Source organism: Neobacillus sp. PS3-40, from assembly GCF_030915485.1.
In the GTDB taxonomy this organism is placed as follows: Bacteria; Bacillota; Bacilli; order Bacillales; family Cytobacillaceae; genus JAUZPL01.
The window spans coordinates 2,553,121-2,571,857 of sequence record NZ_CP133266.1 but is presented as its reverse complement, the minus strand read 5'-3'; the positions used below and the strand labels follow the sequence as shown (position 1 = coordinate 2,571,857).

General features: G+C 41.2%; 13 protein-coding genes, 11 tRNA genes and 3 rRNA genes. 2 read left to right on the top strand and 25 right to left on the bottom strand.

What is annotated here, in order from left to right:
* Nucleotides 1–5 precede the first annotated feature (5 nt).
* The 17 genes from tsaB to RCG20_RS12520 form a co-directional block, all read right to left on the bottom strand.
* Nucleotides 6–713, bottom strand: coding sequence for a tRNA (adenosine(37)-N6)-threonylcarbamoyltransferase complex dimerization subunit type 1 TsaB (gene tsaB / locus RCG20_RS12600; protein WP_308180480.1), 708 nt, complete (start codon nucleotides 711–713; stop codon nucleotides 6–8).
* The gene (gene tsaE / locus RCG20_RS12595) at nucleotides 710–1,165 is read right to left on the bottom strand and encodes a tRNA (adenosine(37)-N6)-threonylcarbamoyltransferase complex ATPase subunit type 1 TsaE (protein ID WP_308180479.1); all 456 of its coding nucleotides are present in this window, start codon (nucleotides 1,163–1,165) and stop codon (nucleotides 710–712) included. The genes tsaB and tsaE overlap by 4 nt, the downstream gene beginning before the upstream one ends.
* A gap of 282 nt (nucleotides 1,166–1,447) precedes the next feature.
* Nucleotides 1,448–1,521, bottom strand: a tRNA-Asp gene (locus RCG20_RS12590).
* 3 nt (nucleotides 1,522–1,524) lie between these two features.
* Nucleotides 1,525–1,598 (bottom strand) — tRNA-Met (locus RCG20_RS12585).
* Nucleotides 1,599–1,637: 39 nt separating this feature from the next.
* Nucleotides 1,638–1,753: ribosomal RNA gene (gene rrf, locus RCG20_RS12580) — 5S ribosomal RNA — on the bottom strand.
* Between the two features lie 119 nt (nucleotides 1,754–1,872).
* Nucleotides 1,873–4,808, bottom strand: a 23S ribosomal RNA gene (locus tag RCG20_RS12575).
* Between the two features lie 284 nt (nucleotides 4,809–5,092).
* Nucleotides 5,093–6,640: ribosomal RNA gene (locus RCG20_RS12570) — 16S ribosomal RNA — on the bottom strand.
* Together the 16S, 23S and 5S rRNA genes with 11 tRNA genes alongside form the textbook arrangement of a ribosomal RNA operon.
* Nucleotides 6,641–6,818: 178 nt before the next feature.
* Nucleotides 6,819–6,892: transfer RNA gene (locus RCG20_RS12565), tRNA-Gly, on the bottom strand.
* 16 nt (nucleotides 6,893–6,908) lie between these two features.
* Nucleotides 6,909–6,985: transfer RNA gene (locus RCG20_RS12560), tRNA-Pro, on the bottom strand.
* 6 nt (nucleotides 6,986–6,991) lie between these two features.
* Nucleotides 6,992–7,068: transfer RNA gene (locus RCG20_RS12555), tRNA-Arg, on the bottom strand.
* A gap of 62 nt (nucleotides 7,069–7,130) precedes the next feature.
* Nucleotides 7,131–7,216, bottom strand: a tRNA-Leu gene (locus RCG20_RS12550).
* A 60-nt stretch (nucleotides 7,217–7,276) separates the two neighbouring features.
* A tRNA-Leu gene (locus RCG20_RS12545) sits at nucleotides 7,277–7,361 on the bottom strand.
* A gap of 10 nt (nucleotides 7,362–7,371) precedes the next feature.
* Nucleotides 7,372–7,447, bottom strand: a tRNA-Lys gene (locus tag RCG20_RS12540).
* An 88-nt stretch (nucleotides 7,448–7,535) separates the two neighbouring features.
* A tRNA-Gln gene (locus RCG20_RS12535) sits at nucleotides 7,536–7,610 on the bottom strand.
* A 93-nt stretch (nucleotides 7,611–7,703) separates the two neighbouring features.
* Nucleotides 7,704–7,775, bottom strand: a tRNA-Glu gene (locus tag RCG20_RS12530).
* A 106-nt stretch (nucleotides 7,776–7,881) separates the two neighbouring features.
* A tRNA-Asn gene (locus RCG20_RS12525) sits at nucleotides 7,882–7,956 on the bottom strand.
* A 131-nt stretch (nucleotides 7,957–8,087) separates the two neighbouring features.
* Entirely contained in the window at nucleotides 8,088–8,561 is a 474-nt protein-coding gene (locus RCG20_RS12520; RefSeq protein ID WP_308180478.1) for a SprT family protein, read from the bottom strand.
* Between the two features lie 92 nt (nucleotides 8,562–8,653).
* Here RCG20_RS12520 and cmpA point away from each other — a divergent pair, with 92 nt between their 5' ends.
* Entirely contained in the window at nucleotides 8,654–8,770 is a 117-nt protein-coding gene (gene cmpA, locus RCG20_RS12515; protein ID WP_308180477.1) for a cortex morphogenetic protein CmpA, read from the top strand.
* 254 nt (nucleotides 8,771–9,024) lie between these two features.
* On the opposite strand, the gene RCG20_RS12510 is transcribed toward cmpA, so the two are convergent.
* The 8 genes from RCG20_RS12510 to acpS form a co-directional block, all read right to left on the bottom strand.
* Nucleotides 9,025–11,202 (bottom strand): Tex family protein, encoded by a 2,178-nt coding sequence (locus tag RCG20_RS12510; RefSeq protein WP_308180476.1) that lies wholly within the window; start codon nucleotides 11,200–11,202, stop codon nucleotides 9,025–9,027.
* Nucleotides 11,203–11,339: 137 nt separating this feature from the next.
* Nucleotides 11,340–13,031, bottom strand: a complete 1,692-nt coding sequence (locus RCG20_RS12505; protein ID WP_308180475.1) for a methyl-accepting chemotaxis protein — start codon at nucleotides 13,029–13,031, stop codon at nucleotides 11,340–11,342.
* Nucleotides 13,032–13,319: 288 nt separating this feature from the next.
* Nucleotides 13,320–13,670, bottom strand: a complete 351-nt coding sequence (ndoA, locus tag RCG20_RS12500; RefSeq protein ID WP_007083556.1) for a type II toxin-antitoxin system endoribonuclease NdoA — start codon at nucleotides 13,668–13,670, stop codon at nucleotides 13,320–13,322.
* Between the two features lie 4 nt (nucleotides 13,671–13,674).
* Nucleotides 13,675–13,956, bottom strand: coding sequence for a CopG family ribbon-helix-helix protein (locus tag RCG20_RS12495; protein ID WP_308180474.1), 282 nt, complete (start codon nucleotides 13,954–13,956; stop codon nucleotides 13,675–13,677).
* A 289-nt stretch (nucleotides 13,957–14,245) separates the two neighbouring features.
* The gene (gene alr / locus RCG20_RS12490) at nucleotides 14,246–15,409 is read right to left on the bottom strand and encodes an alanine racemase (RefSeq protein ID WP_308180473.1); all 1,164 of its coding nucleotides are present in this window, start codon (nucleotides 15,407–15,409) and stop codon (nucleotides 14,246–14,248) included.
* 238 nt (nucleotides 15,410–15,647) lie between these two features.
* Nucleotides 15,648–16,037, bottom strand: coding sequence for a cupredoxin domain-containing protein (locus RCG20_RS12485; RefSeq protein WP_308180472.1), 390 nt, complete (start codon nucleotides 16,035–16,037; stop codon nucleotides 15,648–15,650).
* 199 nt (nucleotides 16,038–16,236) lie between these two features.
* Nucleotides 16,237–17,253 carry a LolA family protein gene (locus RCG20_RS12480; protein ID WP_308180471.1) on the bottom strand — a complete coding sequence of 339 codons (1,017 nt, stop codon included), beginning with the start codon at nucleotides 17,251–17,253 and terminating at the stop codon, nucleotides 16,237–16,239.
* Between the two features lie 216 nt (nucleotides 17,254–17,469).
* On the bottom strand, nucleotides 17,470–17,820 hold the full coding sequence (gene acpS / locus RCG20_RS12475; RefSeq protein ID WP_308180470.1) for a holo-ACP synthase: 351 nt from the start codon (nucleotides 17,818–17,820) through the stop codon (nucleotides 17,470–17,472).
* Between the two features lie 98 nt (nucleotides 17,821–17,918).
* Between acpS and RCG20_RS12470 the strand changes: the two genes are divergently transcribed.
* Nucleotides 17,919–18,650 carry a rhomboid family intramembrane serine protease gene (locus RCG20_RS12470; protein WP_308180469.1) on the top strand — a complete coding sequence of 244 codons (732 nt, stop codon included), beginning with the start codon at nucleotides 17,919–17,921 and terminating at the stop codon, nucleotides 18,648–18,650.
* Nucleotides 18,651–18,737: the final 87 nt, after the last annotated feature.

Genomic DNA, 18,737 nt, shown 5'->3' with positions numbered 1-18,737 from the left:
CTATTCTACCCCTTTTTACTTTTGTCCTTTGCCTCAAGCCATTTTGCTTCTGCTTCAGCCAAACGAATATAATTAGGAACAAAAGAATGGATATCCTCTCCAGGTTTATTCTTGCCTAATAAGGCAAGTTCAGATGGACGTGGATTATGCTCAGTGATCTCAGCAAATACAGCTTGTGATCCTAAATTTTGTTCAATCGTCAAGCGATGAATATCTAAGTCATTACCGACAAATAAAATTGGTTTTGGGAAAACTTTTAAACTTTGTGCCCAATCAGTCATCATTACCAATTCTTCCTTCCTCACGGAAACAAGAATCCCATTCTCATATTGATACAAACCCGTATAAACTTGTCCTCTTCGAGCATCGAAAATAGGAGATATATAACCATCAAAGTAGCGCCCTGGCCCTGAAGCCTGTGTTTCCAAACTAGAAATACCTACGAGCGGTATATTTAATGTCCAAGCGAGTGTTTTTGCTATTGTAACGCCAATTCTAACACCTGTATAAGAGCCCGGTCCTTTCGCTACTACAATTCTTGTTAGATCTCCAGGAACCCTGTCACAGTCCTTTATTAAGGTATGAATTGCAGGCATAATCCGTATAGAGTGATTTTTTTTCATATTTGTAATGTATTCACCAAGAACTCTATCTTCATCGAAAAGCGCAACTCCTAATGTATTATTAGAAGTATCAATCGCTAAGATTGTCATGAGAACACCTCCTTACATAATTGCTCATATCTTTTTCCGTTTGGCACTAATACAATTTTTCTTTCTTCAAGTTTTTCATGGTATAAGAATACTGTAAGTTTCTCAGCTGGTAGCTGTTCCTCTATAAGGTGAGCCCATTCAACGACAGTGACACCCTCACCCTCAAAATATTCATCAAAGCCCAAATCTTCAGAGGCATCTCCAACCCGATATACATCCATATGATAAAGCGGAAGAGTACCATGGTACTCTTTAATAATTGTAAATGTTGGGCTATTTACAACTCTCTTTATGTCTAGTCCACGAGCCAAACCTTTCGTAAAGGTTGTTTTTCCAGCACCCAAATCACCTTCAAGTGCAATGACGTCTCCCGGCTGAAGAGAACGAGCTAATTTCTCTGCAAATTGTAATGTTTGTTCAGGACGTACTGTGTTCATTTCATACTGCTTCATGTAATCACCTTTAGTTTTATAGCCTGGACCTATGCATCTATAAATCCGGTCTGTCTTAATGTGCAAAAAAAACCTTAGGATGTCTCCTAAGGATGGCTTTCTATATGTAGTTTACATGATTTTTAAGATAAGATCAAAATTGCTTTTTAAAATAATTAATAAGTTTTACTTTTAGAAAATAATTAGCATCTACCTAATTATTCATGAGTACTGAAAGAGTAAGCTTTTTTATCAAAATAAAAAACGAAACTACGTTTCGCTTCAAATTTACAAACTATAAAGCGGTCCGGACGGGACTCGAACCCGCGACCTCCTGCGTGACAGGCAGGCATTCTAACCAACTGAACTACCGGACCATATTGCGGGGGCAGGATTTGAACCTGCGACCTTCGGGTTATGAGCCCGACGAGCTGCCAGACTGCTCCACCCCGCGACGGTAAAAATTGTACATCTTTATTAAAGTTTTAAAACAGCCTGGCAACGTCCTACTCTCACAGGGACAAAGTCCCAACTACCATCGGCGCAAAGAAGCTTAACTTCCGTGTTCGGTATGGGAACGGGTGTGACCTTCTTGCCATAATTACCAGACTATTTATCAGACAATAACCATTGTATCATCTTTTTAAAACTTTTGCAAGAGAAAATTTTCATTCCCTCAAAACTAGATAATCTTAGAAGAAGAAGTAAAACACGAGATCGCTTTAAAAATGGTTAAGTCCTCGATCGATTAGTATCAGTCAGCTCCACATGTTGCCACGCTTCCACCTCTGACCTATCAACCTGATCATCTTTCAGGGATCTTACTAGCTTGACGCTATGGGAAATCTCATCTTGAGGGGGGCTTCATGCTTAGATGCTTTCAGCACTTATCCCGTCCGCACATAGCTACCCAGCGATGCCTTTGGCAAGACAACTGGTACACCAGCGGTGCGTCCATCCCGGTCCTCTCGTACTAAGGACAGCTCCTCTCAAATTTCCTGCGCCCACGACGGATAGGGACCGAACTGTCTCACGACGTTCTGAACCCAGCTCGCGTACCGCTTTAATGGGCGAACAGCCCAACCCTTGGGACCGACTACAGCCCCAGGATGCGATGAGCCGACATCGAGGTGCCAAACCTCCCCGTCGATGTGGACTCTTGGGGGAGATAAGCCTGTTATCCCCGGGGTAGCTTTTATCCGTTGAGCGATGGCCCTTCCATGCGGAACCACCGGATCACTAAGCCCGACTTTCGTCCCTGCTCGACTTGTAGGTCTCGCAGTCAAGCTCCCTTGTGCCTTTACACTCTGCGAATGATTTCCAACCATTCTGAGGGAACCTTTGGGCGCCTCCGTTACTCTTTAGGAGGCGACCGCCCCAGTCAAACTGCCCACCTGACACTGTCTCCCACCCAGATATGTGGGTGTGGGTTAGAATTTCAATACAGCCAGGGTAGTATCCCACCGACGCCTCCACCGAAGCTAGCGCTCCGGCTTCTCAGGCTCCTACCTATCCTGTACAAGCTGTACCAAAATTCAATATCAGGCTACAGTAAAGCTCCACGGGGTCTTTCCGTCCTGTCGCGGGTAACCTGCATCTTCACAGGTACTATAATTTCACCGAGTCTCTCGTTGAGACAGTGCCCAGATCGTTACGCCTTTCGTGCGGGTCGGAACTTACCCGACAAGGAATTTCGCTACCTTAGGACCGTTATAGTTACGGCCGCCGTTTACTGGGGCTTCAATTCAGAGCTTCGCTTGCGCTAACCCCTCCTTTTAACCTTCCAGCACCGGGCAGGCGTCAGCCCCTATACTTCGCCTTGCGGCTTCGCAGAGACCTGTGTTTTTGCTAAACAGTCGCCTGGGCCTATTCACTGCGGCTCTTCGAGGCTATTCACCCAAAGAGCACCCCTTCTCCCGAAGTTACGGGGTCATTTTGCCGAGTTCCTTAACGAGAGTTCTCTCGCTCACCTTAGGATTCTCTCCTCGCCTACCTGTGTCGGTTTGCGGTACGGGCACCATTTATCTCGCTAGAGGCTTTTCTTGGCAGTGTGGAATCAGGAACTTCGGTACTAAATTTCCCTCGCTATCACAGCTCAGCCTTCACGTCAGCGGGATTTGCCTCACTGACAGCCTAACTGCTTAGACGCGCATATCCAACAGCACGCTTACCCTATCCTTCTGCGTCCCCCCATTGCTCAAACGATAAAGAGGTGGTACAGGAATATCAACCTGTTATCCATCGCCTACGCCTTTCGGCCTCGGCTTAGGTCCCGACTAACCCTGAGCGGACGAGCCTTCCTCAGGAAACCTTGGGCATTCGGTGGATGAGATTCTCACTCATCTTTCGCTACTCATACCGGCATTCTCACTTCTAAGCGCTCCACTAGTCCTTACGATCTAGCTTCAACGCCCTTAGAACGCTCTCCTACCACTGACATCTAAGATGTCAATCCACAGCTTCGGTGATACGTTTAGCCCCGGTACATTTTCGGCGCAGAGTCACTCGACCAGTGAGCTATTACGCACTCTTTAAATGGTGGCTGCTTCTGAGCCAACATCCTGGTTGTCTAAGCAACTCCACATCCTTTTCCACTTAACGTATACTTTGGGACCTTAGCTGGTGGTCTGGGCTGTTTCCCTCTTGACTACGGATCTTATCACTCGCAGTCTGACTCCCACGGATAAGTCTTTGGCATTCGGAGTTTGTCTGAATTCGGTAACCCGATGAGGGCCCCTAGTCCAAACAGTGCTCTACCTCCAAGACTCTTACTACGTGAGGCTAGCCCTAAAGCTATTTCGGAGAGAACCAGCTATCTCCAAGTTCGATTGGAATTTCTCCGCTACCCACACCTCATCCCCGCACTTTTCAACGTGCGTGGGTTCGGGCCTCCATCCAGTGTTACCTGGACTTCACCCTGGACATGGGTAGATCACCTGGTTTCGGGTCTACGACCACATACTCATTCGCCCTATTCAGACTCGCTTTCGCTGCGGCTCCGTCTTTTCAACTTAACCTTGCATGTAATCGTAACTCGCCGGTTCATTCTACAAAAGGCACGCCATTACCCATTAATGGGCTTTGACTACTTGTAGGCACACGGTTTCAGGAACTATTTCACTCCCCTTCCGGGGTGCTTTTCACCTTTCCCTCACGGTACTGGTTCACTATCGGTCACTAGGGAGTATTTAGCCTTGGGAGATGGTCCTCCCTGCTTCCGACCGGATTTCACGTGTCCGGCCGTACTCAGGATCCACTCAGGAGGGAACGAAGTTTCAACTACAGGGCTTTTACCTTCTACGGCTGACCTTTCCAGGTCGCTTCATTTACCCCGTTCCTTTGTAACTCCATATTGAGTGTCCTACAACCCCAAGAGGCAAGCCTCTTGGTTTGGGCTATTTCCCGTTTCGCTCGCCGCTACTCAGGGAATCGCGTTTGCTTTCTCTTCCTCCGGGTACTTAGATGTTTCAGTTCCCCGGGTCTACCTTCAATACCCTATGTATTCAGGTAAAGATACTGCTCCATTACGAACAGTGGGTTCCCCCATTCGGAAATCTCCGGATCAAAGCTTACTTACAGCTCCCCGAAGCATATCGGTGTTAGTCCCGTCCTTCATCGGCTCCTAGTGCCAAGGCATTCACCGTGCGCCCTTTCTAACTTAACCTATAGACAAATGATCAGTAATGAATTTCTTCATCAGCTGGTTTGTCTTACTACTCTTATAAATAAGAGAGAAAACTAAAATGGCGATTACTCGGTTCTTACTTTGACTTCTTCTTACGATTATCTAGTTTTCAAGGAACAATACTTCATCTTGCCTTGCGATAATGACTACTCGCAGAGACAAAAAAATAAAGCTTCGAGGAATTACTCCCTCAAAACTAAACAAACAAGAAACGTCAGAGCAAACATTTTATATCTGACCCAAAGTCAGAATATATTCCTTAGAAAGGAGGTGATCCAGCCGCACCTTCCGATACGGCTACCTTGTTACGACTTCACCCCAATCATCTGTCCCACCTTAGGCGGCTGGCTCCTTACGGTTACCCCACCGACTTCGGGTGTTACAAACTCTCGTGGTGTGACGGGCGGTGTGTACAAGGCCCGGGAACGTATTCACCGCGGCATGCTGATCCGCGATTACTAGCGATTCCAGCTTCATGTAGGCGAGTTGCAGCCTACAATCCGAACTGAGAATGGTTTTATGGGATTCGCTTAACCTCGCGGTTTTGCAGCCCTTTGTACCATCCATTGTAGCACGTGTGTAGCCCAGGTCATAAGGGGCATGATGATTTGACGTCATCCCCACCTTCCTCCGGTTTGTCACCGGCAGTCACCTTAGAGTGCCCAACTGAATGCTGGCAACTAAGATCAAGGGTTGCGCTCGTTGCGGGACTTAACCCAACATCTCACGACACGAGCTGACGACAACCATGCACCACCTGTCACTCTGTCCCCCGAAGGGGAAAGCCCTATCTCTAGGGTTGTCAGAGGATGTCAAGACCTGGTAAGGTTCTTCGCGTTGCTTCGAATTAAACCACATGCTCCACCGCTTGTGCGGGCCCCGTCAATTCCTTTGAGTTTCAGCCTTGCGGCCGTACTCCCCAGGCGGAGTGCTTAATGCGTTAGCTGCAGCACTAAAGGGCGGAAACCCTCTAACACTTAGCACTCATCGTTTACGGCGTGGACTACCAGGGTATCTAATCCTGTTTGCTCCCCACGCTTTCGCGCCTCAGCGTCAGTTACAGACCAGAAAGTCGCCTTCGCCACTGGTGTTCCTCCACATCTCTACGCATTTCACCGCTACACGTGGAATTCCACTTTCCTCTTCTGTACTCAAGTCCCCAGTTTCCAATGACCCTCCACGGTTGAGCCGTGGGCTTTCACATCAGACTTAAAGGACCGCCTGCGCGCGCTTTACGCCCAATAATTCCGGACAACGCTTGCCACCTACGTATTACCGCGGCTGCTGGCACGTAGTTAGCCGTGGCTTTCTGGTTAGGTACCGTCAAGGTACCGACAGTTACTCCGGTACTTGTTCTTCCCTAACAACAGAACTTTACGACCCGAAGGCCTTCATCGTTCACGCGGCGTTGCTCCGTCAGACTTTCGTCCATTGCGGAAGATTCCCTACTGCTGCCTCCCGTAGGAGTCTGGGCCGTGTCTCAGTCCCAGTGTGGCCGATCACCCTCTCAGGTCGGCTACGCATCGTCGCCTTGGTGAGCCGTTACCTCACCAACTAGCTAATGCGCCGCGGGCCCATCTGTAAGTGACAGCCGAAACCGTCTTTCAGCTTTCCCTCATGTGAGGAAAAGGATTATCCGGTATTAGCTCCGGTTTCCCGAAGTTATCCCAGTCTTACAGGCAGGTTGCCCACGTGTTACTCACCCGTCCGCCGCTAATTTTTAGGAGCAAGCTCCTAAAAATTCGCTCGACTTGCATGTATTAGGCACGCCGCCAGCGTTCGTCCTGAGCCAGGATCAAACTCTCCATAAAAGAAAGTATGAGTTTAGCTCATAGTTTACGTTGGCTAGTGTTGCTAAAAGCAAACACTATATTTTTTGTTTGTTTGTTGACGTTTTTGTTTGTTTAGTTTTCAAGGATCAATTTACTCATCGCCTAAAAGCGACCTTATCAATATAACATTTTAAGTTGTGTGTGTCAACAACTTTATTGGAGCGGGTGATGGGAATCGAACCCACTACATCAGCTTGGAAGGCTGAGGTTTTACCAGTAAACTACACCCGCATTATTAAATTTCAAATGGTCGGGAAGACAGGATTCGAACCTGCGACCCCTTGGTCCCAAACCAAGTGCTCTACCAAGCTGAGCTACTTCCCGTAAAAATGGTGCGCCCGACAGGAGTCGAACCTACAACCTTCTGATTCGTAGTCAGATGCTCTATCCAATTGAGCTACGGGCGCATATTTCAAAAGCCAACTTTTATATAATAACAGACATAATATTATTTGTCAATAATATTTTTTGGTGCGGCCGAGAAGAGTCGAACTTCCACGGGGTTGCCCCCACTAGGCCCTCAACCTAGCGCGTCTGCCATTCCGCCACGACCGCATTGGATGACAACAAAAACTATCTTAACATATTGTGTCTAAAACTTCAAGAGTTATTTTTTGGTGCGGGTGAAGGGACTTGAACCCCCACGCCTTGCGGCGCCAGATCCTAAGTCTGGTGCGTCTGCCAATTCCGCCACACCCGCATATTTTAAATGGTGAGCCATGAAGGACTCGAACCTTCGACCCTCTGATTAAAAGTCAGATGCTCTACCAACTGAGCTAATGGCTCGTACTAAATAGTTTTCGACTCCGTAGTCAGATACTTGACCACTAGTCTATCTCCGCCTCAAAAAATCGAAGCGATTCAATGTGTAAAATGGCTGGGCTAGCTGGATTTGAACCAACGCATGTCGCAGTCAAAGTGCGATGCCTTACCGCTTGGCTATAGCCCAATAATTTATTAAAATAGTGGACATTACTTAAAGAAAAAATCGTTACAGTAGATAAGAAACAGGAAATGATATATATTCATTCCCCATCCCTGATGACCCCTACGGGATTCGAACCCGTGTTACCGCCGTGAAAGGGCGGTGTCTTAACCGCTTGACCAAGGGGCCGTAATAAAATATCTGGCGGAGAAGGAGGGATTTGAACCCTCGCGCCGCTCACGCGACCTACACCCTTAGCAGGGGCGCCTCTTCAGCCTCTTGAGTACTTCCCGAATGGCTCCGCAGGTAGGACTCGAACCTACGACCGATCGGTTAACAGCCGATAGCTCTACCACTGAGCTACTGCGGAAAACTATAAATGCTACTTGATTTGAAGCATCAATTAGGACATGCTCCTTATCGACTCTTTCCATTATAATGACGTAATAAATCAAAGTCAAGATCATTTTCAAATACAAATTTATGAAAAGAAATTCACTTTTACTCCATCATAAACTCTTCTACCTTTACCATTGTCCCCTTACACTTTCCACAAACATATCTTCTCGTATCAATTTTCCTTCTTCGTTTGTAACGAAGGTGGCATTTTATGCATTCATATAAAAGCACTTTTTGAAAGGAGCGTTTATTTGGAGCATCTGGTAGCTTGGTACAAAATCTAGGAGCGCCTACTTTCTTTAATAACCATTTAAAGTCTAAATCACGATGTTGATAACCTTTACCTTCAAGATGAAGATGGTAATGACATAGCTCATGCTTAATAATTCCTACTAATTCACGTTCCCCTAATTGTTCTAAATACTTTTTATTTATTTCTATATTATGGTTCCTTAAAAGATAACGTCCTCCAGTCGTACGTAATCTGGAGTTGAAAACTGCCTTATGTCTAAATGGCTTTCCAAAAGAAGTAATTGATATTTTTTCTACTACTTTTTGTAGTTCTCGATCGTCCATTCTTCCCCCTCACTTTTTAAAGCGAACTTGACAACCTATTATAGCATAAACTAAATATACCTTAATTGATGTATTTTGGAGGGGGTTTTCCAATGCCAACTTGGCTTCAAAGTCAAATAAAAAAAGCCTTTTATGAAAAAAACTTCTATCAAGTTAAACTTTTAAACCAGTGCTGGTTTTTTTACAGAGAAAAATACTGCTCTTACTAAATTAAGTAGTTCCGATAACGTGGAGAAAAACTTAAAAACAGTCCAAATCACAACTGAATTAGTATATTATTTAACATGGAAAAATGCTTGATTAATTCGCACCTCGAACTGCCCCAGGAAAGCAAGCACCTGGATCGGAAATCACCTTTTATTCTTATCAAAATTAATAAAAGGCATCGAGAGAACGCGCTCTCGATGCCTTTTGTCGAAAATCTGGAACATTGCTCTTACTAAAGCAGTGTTTTTCCTATTAATTATTGATCAGAAGGTACGAGCATGGTTAATGCTACACGCCCTTTATTCATATCCACTGAATCTACCCAAACAGTTACCACATCACCAACCGACACCACATCTAATGGATGCTTTACAAATTGCTTTCTTAATTTGGAGATATGAACAAGCCCATCTTGTTTTACTCCAATATCGACAAATGCACCAAAGTCAACTACATTTCTAACTGTTCCCTGAAGCTCCATACCCACCTTCAAGTCCTGTAATTTAAGAACATCTTTTTTCAAAAGAGGTTGCGGTAAATCATCGCGTGGATCTCTTTCTGGTCTTACTAGCGCTTCAATTATATCTTTTAATGTTAATTCCCCGATTGACAACTCTTCAGAAACCTTTTTTAGGTCTAGTTGATTCAATGCATCTTTTAGCTCGTCTGTCCCTAAACTTTCAGTCGTTAATCCAAGGTTCGATAATAACTTTTTCACTTCCGGATAATGTTCAGGGTGAATTCCTGTTCGATCAAGTGGCTCTTTTCCATCTAACACACGTAAAAATCCAATTGCTTGTTCATATGTTTTAGCCCCTAAACGTGGAACCTTCTTCAGTTGGACTCGACTTGTAAATCTTCCTTCTTCTTCACGCCTCTTTACAACGTTATTCGCAGCCGTTTTAGTTAAGCCTGCAACATATTGAAGTAAAGATGCAGAAGCAGTATTAACATTCACACCCACCCGGTTAACAGCAGTCTCGACGACAAAATTTAATGATCCAGATAATCGTTTTTGGGAAACATCATGTTGATATTGGCCGACTCCAACCGACTTAGGGTCAATCTTTACCAATTCAGCGAGTGGGTCTTGAAGTCTTCGAGCAATAGAAACTGCACTTCTTTCTTCCACATGAAAGTGAGGGAATTCTTCTCTTGCAATGTCAGAAGCAGAATATACACTTGCGCCTGCTTCATTAACAATTAAATAAAAAGCTTCCTGGTCTACTTCCTTTAAAATATCGGCAACAAACTGCTCAGATTCTCTTGAAGCTGTGCCGTTACCGATTGCCACCATTTCCACCTTAAAGTCACGAAGGATATTAATAAATTTCTCTTTTGCTTCTTTTACCTTTGAAACTGGTGGATGAGGATAAATGACATCAATTTTTAAAACCTTTCCTGTGTCATCCACTACAGCTAGCTTACAGCCTGTTCTATAAGCTGGATCTAGACCGAGGACAACTTTGCCTTTTAACGGTGGTTGAAGCAATAAATTCCGGAGATTTTCGGAAAAAATATGTATGGCCTGTTCTTCCGCCTTTTCTGTTAACTCAGTGCGAATTTCCCTCTCTATCGATGGTTGAATCAGCCGTTTATAACTATCCTCTATCGCTTCCACTACAACAGTTGATGCTGGCGTATGTAGATTTTTAACCCACCTTCTAGACAGGTACCCTAAAATTGTATCTGTATTTAATTTAATACCAGCTCTTAAAATTTCTTCTTTTTCGCCACGATTTAAAGCTAGAATACGGTGTGGAACAATTTTGTTGACTGGTTCTTCATATTCATAGTACATTTCATAAACTTTTTTTTCGTCTTTATCCTTATCTTTGACTACAGAAACTACTGTTCCTGACTTAAACGTTTCTTTTCGGATCCATTTGCGACTTTCTGCGTCATCTGAAACCCATTCAGCAATTATGTCCTTCGCTCCAGAAATAGCCTCTTCAATTGTAGATACTTCTTTTTCTTCAGATAAAAATTCATTGGCTTTTGCTTCAACATTACCGTTGGTAAACTGAAGAAGCCACTCTGCAAATGGTTCTAACCCCTTTTCCTTAGCAATTGTTGCTTTGGTCCGTCTTTTTTGTTTATACGGCCTATACAAATCCTCCACTTCCTGGAGCTTTTCTGCCTTTACGATTTGTTGATTCAGCTCTTCCGTTAATTTTCCCTGTTCACCTATTAACCGGAGAACCTCTTCTTTTCTTTGCTCAAGATTCTGAACATATTCCCACCGTTCTAAAATAGTACGAATCTGAACTTCATCGAGTGCACCTGTTTGCTCTTTTCGATATCGCGCAATAAATGGAACTGTATTGCCATCATTTAATAAAGCTATAACATTATTTACTTGATTAAGGGAGATTACGAGCTCTTTTGAAATTTTCCCTAGAAGCAGCTTTTGTTTTTCACTATTATCAATCACAAAGTAATCCTCCAAATTTTTATTTCATCTATTATCATATTGTATCAAATCCAAAACATAGTTTCATCAAAGCAAAACTGAGGGTATTTAACAAGAGGCAAGACGACCACTTATTTTAGCAAGTGGTCGTCAGCTTTTTATATTCTAAATTTCCCAATCAACGTTTGTAATTCTTCCGCCATATCTGATAAACAAATACCAGCAGAGGTGATTTCCTCCATTGAAGCCAATTGTTCCTCAGTGGCCGCTGAAACTTCCTGGGTACCGGAGGCTATTGTTTCTGAAACCTCATTGACTAACTTCATTGAATGGACCATCTGTTCTGAACCAGCAGACATTTGTTGAACAGCTGATGCAATTTCCTGAATTTGGGTTGTAACTTCATTTATCCCCTCTTGAATGTATTCAAATGATACTCCAGCCATATTAACGACATTAATACCCACTACTACTTCTTTCGTCGCAGTCTCCATTGATTTAACAGCATTATTTGTTTCCACTTGAATGGTTGAAATTAATGTAGAGATTTGATTTGCAGAACTCGCTGATTGTTCAGCAAGTTTACGTACTTCATCCGCAACAACTGCAAACCCTTTACCATGCACCCCAGCTCTTGCAGCCTCTATCGCTGCATTTAATGCTAGTAGATTTGTCTGTGCAGATATTCCCGTGATCACTTCAATAATTTGACCAATTTCCTTGGAATGATCACCTAAACCTATTACGACATTAGCTAATCCGCCAACTGTGTCATTAATTGTTTGCATCTGTTTAACAGTCGTTTGGATTGCTTGTCCTCCTTCTGAAGCCTTTTCAGACACATTCATTGCGGTTGATAACACGATCTGCGAGTTATCTGCAATTTGTTTTACACCAATCGACATTTCATGAATTGCTTGGGAAGCTTCGTCAACACTTTGAACCTCACTGTCCGTACCCTTCACTATTTCTTGAATCGATATAACGATTTGTTCCGTGGCCTTACTTGTTTGTTCTGCACTTGCTATTAATTCTTCTGCTGAAGCTGCTACTTGAACAGAATGTGAATTTGCCTCAATTATTAATTGACGAAGATTTGTGGCCATTTCATTAAATGATTGGGCTAACTCACCGATTTCATCCCTGTTATTTACCTTAACTTCATCTATAGTAAGATCTCCCATAGCAATTCTTTTGGCCAAGTTGGATACTTTCAAAACAGGCCTAGAAATGTGACCACCAATATATAATGCAATCGCTAACCCCGCTAAAATTGCTAGTACACCCAAGATTAGAACCACGTTTTTAATTGATTTTATTTTAGTAGTTGTTTCTGTATTCCCCTGATCTAGTACTCTTTTCTCGTATTGTGATAACTCTTCCGTTTTTTGGTCAAAGCGCTTTATTATTTCCGGGCCTTTACCCGAAACCATACTTATATATTCAGTTGTTTGGTTTAGTCTTTTAAATTCAACTACATTATTAGCAAACCCGCTAAATTCATTTTCTATTTGGTTTATCTCTTTTAATAACTGCACGTCCTTAGAGACATGAATGGTCTGAAGTAAATTCACATAAAGTTTTTTGAAATCATCACGGGATTTTTGAAAGTTTTGTAAATTTGTTTCATCACCCATAATTAGATAACCACGTAAATTCGTTTGTTCCTCACTTACTGCAATTTGTAAATCTTTTATATTGATGACTACTTTCGCCCTATCGTTTATTAGGCTATTGTATGTTTTATTCACCATTGAAATCTCATAATAACTGATACTAACAGTAACGGCTAAAATAAATAAAACGACTGAGAACCCACTAATTAACTTTTTACTTACAGTCCATTTCATGACGATACCTCCCCTTCGGTGTTTCAATCTACTCTAGTTCGGACGATAACTAAATCCTGAGCTTCTACCTTATGTACATAATTTTATTCTAAATTTACTATATATTCATAATATTTACAACACTAATTCTGTATATAAGGAATATCAACAAGGCTAATAGAGGGGACTGTACAATAATTTTGCATAAAAAAAAAGCAAGCCTTTTCAGCTCGCTTTAGCAGATATATTCAATATGAGGGTAAGATTATGTAAAAAAAACGCCCTTTACTAAAAGAGCGTACTTATATGTTAGAATTCGATGAGACCCAAACTGACCTGCAAGGCTTCATCCACTTTCTCCATCATTTCGTCATCGAGATGGGTAATTTTATCGGTTAATCGCTGCTTATCAATTGTACGAATCTGTTCTAAAAGGATGACTGAATCTCGTTCAAAACCATAGCGCTTCGCATCGATTTCAACATGCGTGGGCAACTTCGCCTTTTGAATTTGGGCTGTGATCGCTGCAACAATTACTGTTGGACTAAACCGATTCCCGATGTCGTTTTGGATGACAAGTACTGGACGAACGCCGCCTTGTTCAGAACCAACAACAGGGGATAGGTCCGCAAAATAAACGTCACCGCGTTTAACAATCAAGGGATTATCCTCCGCTTACTAGACGTTCGACTGTGTGTTCTGCCTCATATTCTGCTAGAAATGCTTCTGATGCAATGGTTAGATTTATTTTCGACATTTCCATATAACCACGTCTCATGGTTTCGCGAATTTGTCTCTGTTTTCGTTCGCGTAAATACATTTTTGTTGCTTGGTAAATGAATTCGCTGCGATTTACATTTTCTTGTTTTACAAATCCATCTAATTCAGTTAAAAGATGTTGCGGTAATTCTACTAAGATTTCCGTTATTGCGCTAGACTCAGCCACAAACATACACCTCCACCATCACTACACACCATTTTATCTGTACCATTTTTAATAATACCATTAATCATACCCAATGCATAGGCTATCTAGTCATTCTTCTGTATTATAGGCCATTAAAAGATTCTTTTATGCAGCAAAGACCCACTGTATCATAAATATGTTTGTTTTAAATCCTTTATCACATTTTTTTGAAGGGAATTGTTAAATTTTATTTTTACTAATAATAAAATCAGTACTACCTTTAACTCCTCATCCCCACTTACGTTGGGACGTGAAACTCATGAGTGTTTTAACTCTGAAGAAGGCTATTTTTTATGCCAACGATTTGTCCGCCCTTTTTATATAGCCGCGGTACCCGATTGGCAATAATGCATGGAACTTCATAATTAATGGTTTCCAATCTATGAGCGATATCATTAACCGAAATAAAATGAGCATTATCACTCCCAATCAAAGTAACGATCGTTCCAATTGGAACTTCATATGGAAGGCGAATCATGCATTGATCCATACATATTCTGCCAACGATTGGCACAAATTTTCCTTCTACTAGAACTTCACTTCCTTGGAGCTTGCGAATCCAACCATCTGCATATCCAATTGGAATCGTCCCAATCCATTCTTCACCTTTAGCTTCGTACGTCGAACCATAACTTACTTTATCGCCCTTCTGCAGCTTTTTCACATCGGTAAGCCTAGAACGAAGGGAAAAGGCTTCCTTTAGAGCAATCTGAATTTCTGGTTCCATCGCTGCTGAAGGGGACAACCCATACATAACGATACCAGTGCGAACAGCATTAAAATAGGCGTGTGGGAATCGCAACGTGGTCGCACTATTGCTGCAGTGAATATATCTTGGTTTTTCCTTTAGCACTGTCAACATGTCCTGAAACATGTCCAATTGCTGTTTAAAATAAGTAAGATCAACTTCATCGGCAGTAGCAAAATGTGTATAGATACCTTCCAAATAAAAACTTTGATCCTCTCTTAGTACTAGTTCAATTTCCTTTAGATCTTCCTTATTACGTATACCAATTCGACCCATTCCAGTATCTAACTTAATGTGTACAGGAAGTTTTTCATTACCTTTTAAATATCCTTTTGCTTTTTGTAACCAATCTACTTGAAAAACGGTAAGAGTGATAGCATGGTTAACCGCAATCTGGATATCCTCAGCACGGGTGGCACCTAAAACTAGAATTGGAGCCTTTATCCCATTCTTTCTTAGCGCAATTGCTTCATCCATAAACGCCACTGCCAAATATGATGCTCCAGCATCTAAGGCAGCCTTAGAAACTTGTAAATCTCCATGCCCATATGCATTTGCTTTAACAACCGCTATAATATCGACTTCCTTTGGTAAAAGGCTTTTGACTGAACTAATATTTTCCGAAATACAATCCAGGTCTATTTCTGCCCATGTATCTCTGTAGAAATAACCTTCCTGTTCCATTTAAACACTTCCTAATTTAAGATCAATAAATGATTTCTATACTATTCATTTTGATTATTGAACTCCTAAAACCAAATGTCAAATGACAAAAAAACAAAAGAATAGTACCCCAAACTACTCAAAAGCTACGCTTCCTACACACCACTCAAAAAGCATACTAAAAGACTAAAAGCTGACGTAGTATTAGGACTAGAAGCAAAAAAAAGATAGAACCCTCCTATCTCTTTTTTACCTTTTTCTATTCTACGATCAATTTTCCAGTCATTTTTGCATGTCCTGCTCCACACATAAGAGAACAATGATATTCGAATGTACCTGCTTTGTCTGCAGTAAATTCAGCACTTCCATTCCCTTGGATATCTATATTATAGTCAGGAATGGCAAGTCCATGCCCTCCATCATCACTTTGTAGCGTAATTTTTACTTTATCACCTTTTTTAACATGGATTACCTTTTTATCAAATTCAAAGTCCTTTGCCGTAACTTTGATTTCGACAACATCCCCCTTTGTAGCAGTGGTTGTTGCTGTTGAAGAATTGTCCGTTTGTTTTGTATTGCTCCCGCATGCACTTAACATAAGAACCATCAAAACAGAAGCTATTACTAAAACTACCAATCTTTTCATCATATGTTAGACTCCTCATCATTTATATTTTAGCTACTACAACATAACACATATTTCAATAGTGGTTAAATTGTTTGCTTGGAAAATTTAACTTTGTTTTCAATCTAGCAGAAGAGTTTGTTTCCGATCTGTTTTTGCATAGCCCTACCCTTTTTTCACACAAAAAAACAGGCCCCATTAAGAGCCTGCTCCTTTAATCAAATTATTTCACCATGTCTCCTTGAACAGAACTAGCAACAGTTATTAATTCATCTTTTGTTAAATTTTTCGAAGCAATCATATAGTCTACGCCATCTTGGGACCAAGTAATTGAGTGAGCTGATATTGCACCAATTGTGAATCCTAAATCAACGGGTTGGCCTTCTACAAAAGTGGAAGCATTTGTTGCAGCTGTTTTAGCTACAACCTTTTCCTGTACAAGGGTAAATGACTTTTTACCATCATATGTGAGGACGACCCTTTTGCCATCATCAATTTCAACATTCTTTTCTTCAATTAATTTTGTTCCAGAGATTTTAGCTGTTGGGTATTTGACTGTAAAAGCACCGTCATTTGCCTTTGCCATTGCAGGAAGACCAAGTTGTGCTCGAGTCATATTTTTCTTCATATCAAAGTCTTCTTTATCTAAATTTGCATTAAATTTTACTTTTGTAAATTCAACTGTTACTAAGGCGTTTCGATCAGGGTCCATTACCTTTACAACAGCAGGTGATAAATCGCCTTTGTTTAGCTTGATTTCTTGAGTTGGCAGCATTTTATTATTTTGGTAGCGTGTTTTTGTTTCAAAAACATAAAAGTCCTTTGTTGTAGAAAACTTCGCACCTTTATCTTCAAGAATATCTTTGATTAGCGACTCATACAAATAGGCTTGACTGCTATTTTGCGGCCAATCACTTTGGAATTTGAAGCTTTTATTTAGGGCAGGTGTTAGAACAAACACTCCCTCATCGTTCCTCAAAATCATTTGACTTTGATCCTTTTTGGCATTTTTTAGATTCACACGATAGTAAGTTGGATCCTTGTGCCAAATTTCCACATTATAAACCTGTGAATCTGTTCCCATTTTTAATGTCATTTTTGCATTCACTTTATAGCTTGATAAATCGGATAATTTTCCATTTAACTCTTTTGTTACATCGCTTTGTGATTTAGAACCACAAGCTACTAAGGTAAATACAACCATCAATCCTGTAAAGATCAGCAACAACTTTTTCCTCATTCTTTCAACCCCTTCTTATCTCATTTCATATAATTATGGAGAAGAGAAAGGCAGGGATCAGGCAGTGGATTAAAAACAAATCGTAGCTGAGATTAAAGTTGAATAGAAAATTTGCTTTCCAATGTTACCATAGCTGACCTTGTCTCTCCTATTTCCCTATGAATATATGAGACAACCATATAAAATATGTCATAAGGGTTGGCAAGTCTGCTATTTTTAGTTTTCTTCAATAACGACTTGGGCCACGGCATATTCCTTGCTATGTGAGATCGACACATGGGCTCGCACTTTAGGATTACTGATAAAGGGTTTTCCAAAGCTATCCGTTTCGATTTCAATATCTAAAAAGGATAATTGCTTTCCTATTCCCGTTCCATTCGCTTTTGAGAATGCCTCTTTTGCAGCAAATCGGCCCCCAAGGAACTCAACCTTTCTAAGATCAGATAATTCTTCAAACGTTTGCTTTTCTTTATCTGTTAAAATTCGATCAATAAATTTTTTTTGCCTGGTGATTATTTCTTGAACCCTTGATAACTCAATAATATCGATACCAATTCCTTTTATCATGTCCTAACTTCCTTCTATTTATTTTGTATTTCGCATACTAGTGTACAAGATGCAATTTCGGGTTATGCTTATTAATAAGAACATACAGGAGGGAAAAAATGTTTACAAGAACAGAGAGCTTTCGGGAATTCATTCGCTATTTTCCCATTGTTTCTACTATTATAGCCATTCATATTATCTTATACCTTTGTACTGTTTTACCATTCTTGCCAAACTATTGGTTTATGGAAACTTTATCTGGGGTTAATCTTTATATTACACAAGGAGAATATTGGAGATTACTTACTCCTACCTTTATGCATTCAGGCTTTTCACACATGCTATTTAATAGCTTTTCCCTAATATTATTTGGTCCGGCACTTGAACGAATACTTGGAAGCGGTAAATTTTTAACAGTTTATCTCATTTCTGGACTGTTAGCCAATATCGCTACTTTCGCACTTGAACCCTTAACATACATCCATGTTGGTTCAAGCGGGGCGATCTTTGGTCTTTTTGGTTATTATCTTGCTATTATCCTATTTCGCAAAAAATGGCTTTCCCAGGAGAATACACAAATTATCCTAACTATGAGTGTATTAAGTCTCGTTATAACCTTTTTACAGCCCAATATTAATATTATAGCGCATTTATTCGGGCTCCTTGGTGGATTTCTCATCGGCGCAATTCCCTATTTTAATAAAAGAGATTTCACAAATTCTATGAAGGGTATGGCAAATTGGACGGAACGTAACAGGAAAGGCCTTTCAAAGCATTCCCCTTTAAAGGTTCTTCTTTGGGGAGTCATCATTCTATTTACCATTATTGGTTTTTGGACAAAGGGATTGTAGGGAGATTCAGATCGCTTCAAGACCAAACCTTTGGTGCAAGACATTTTTTTATTATATTTGCAGTTCTAAAGGAAACCATATAAATTC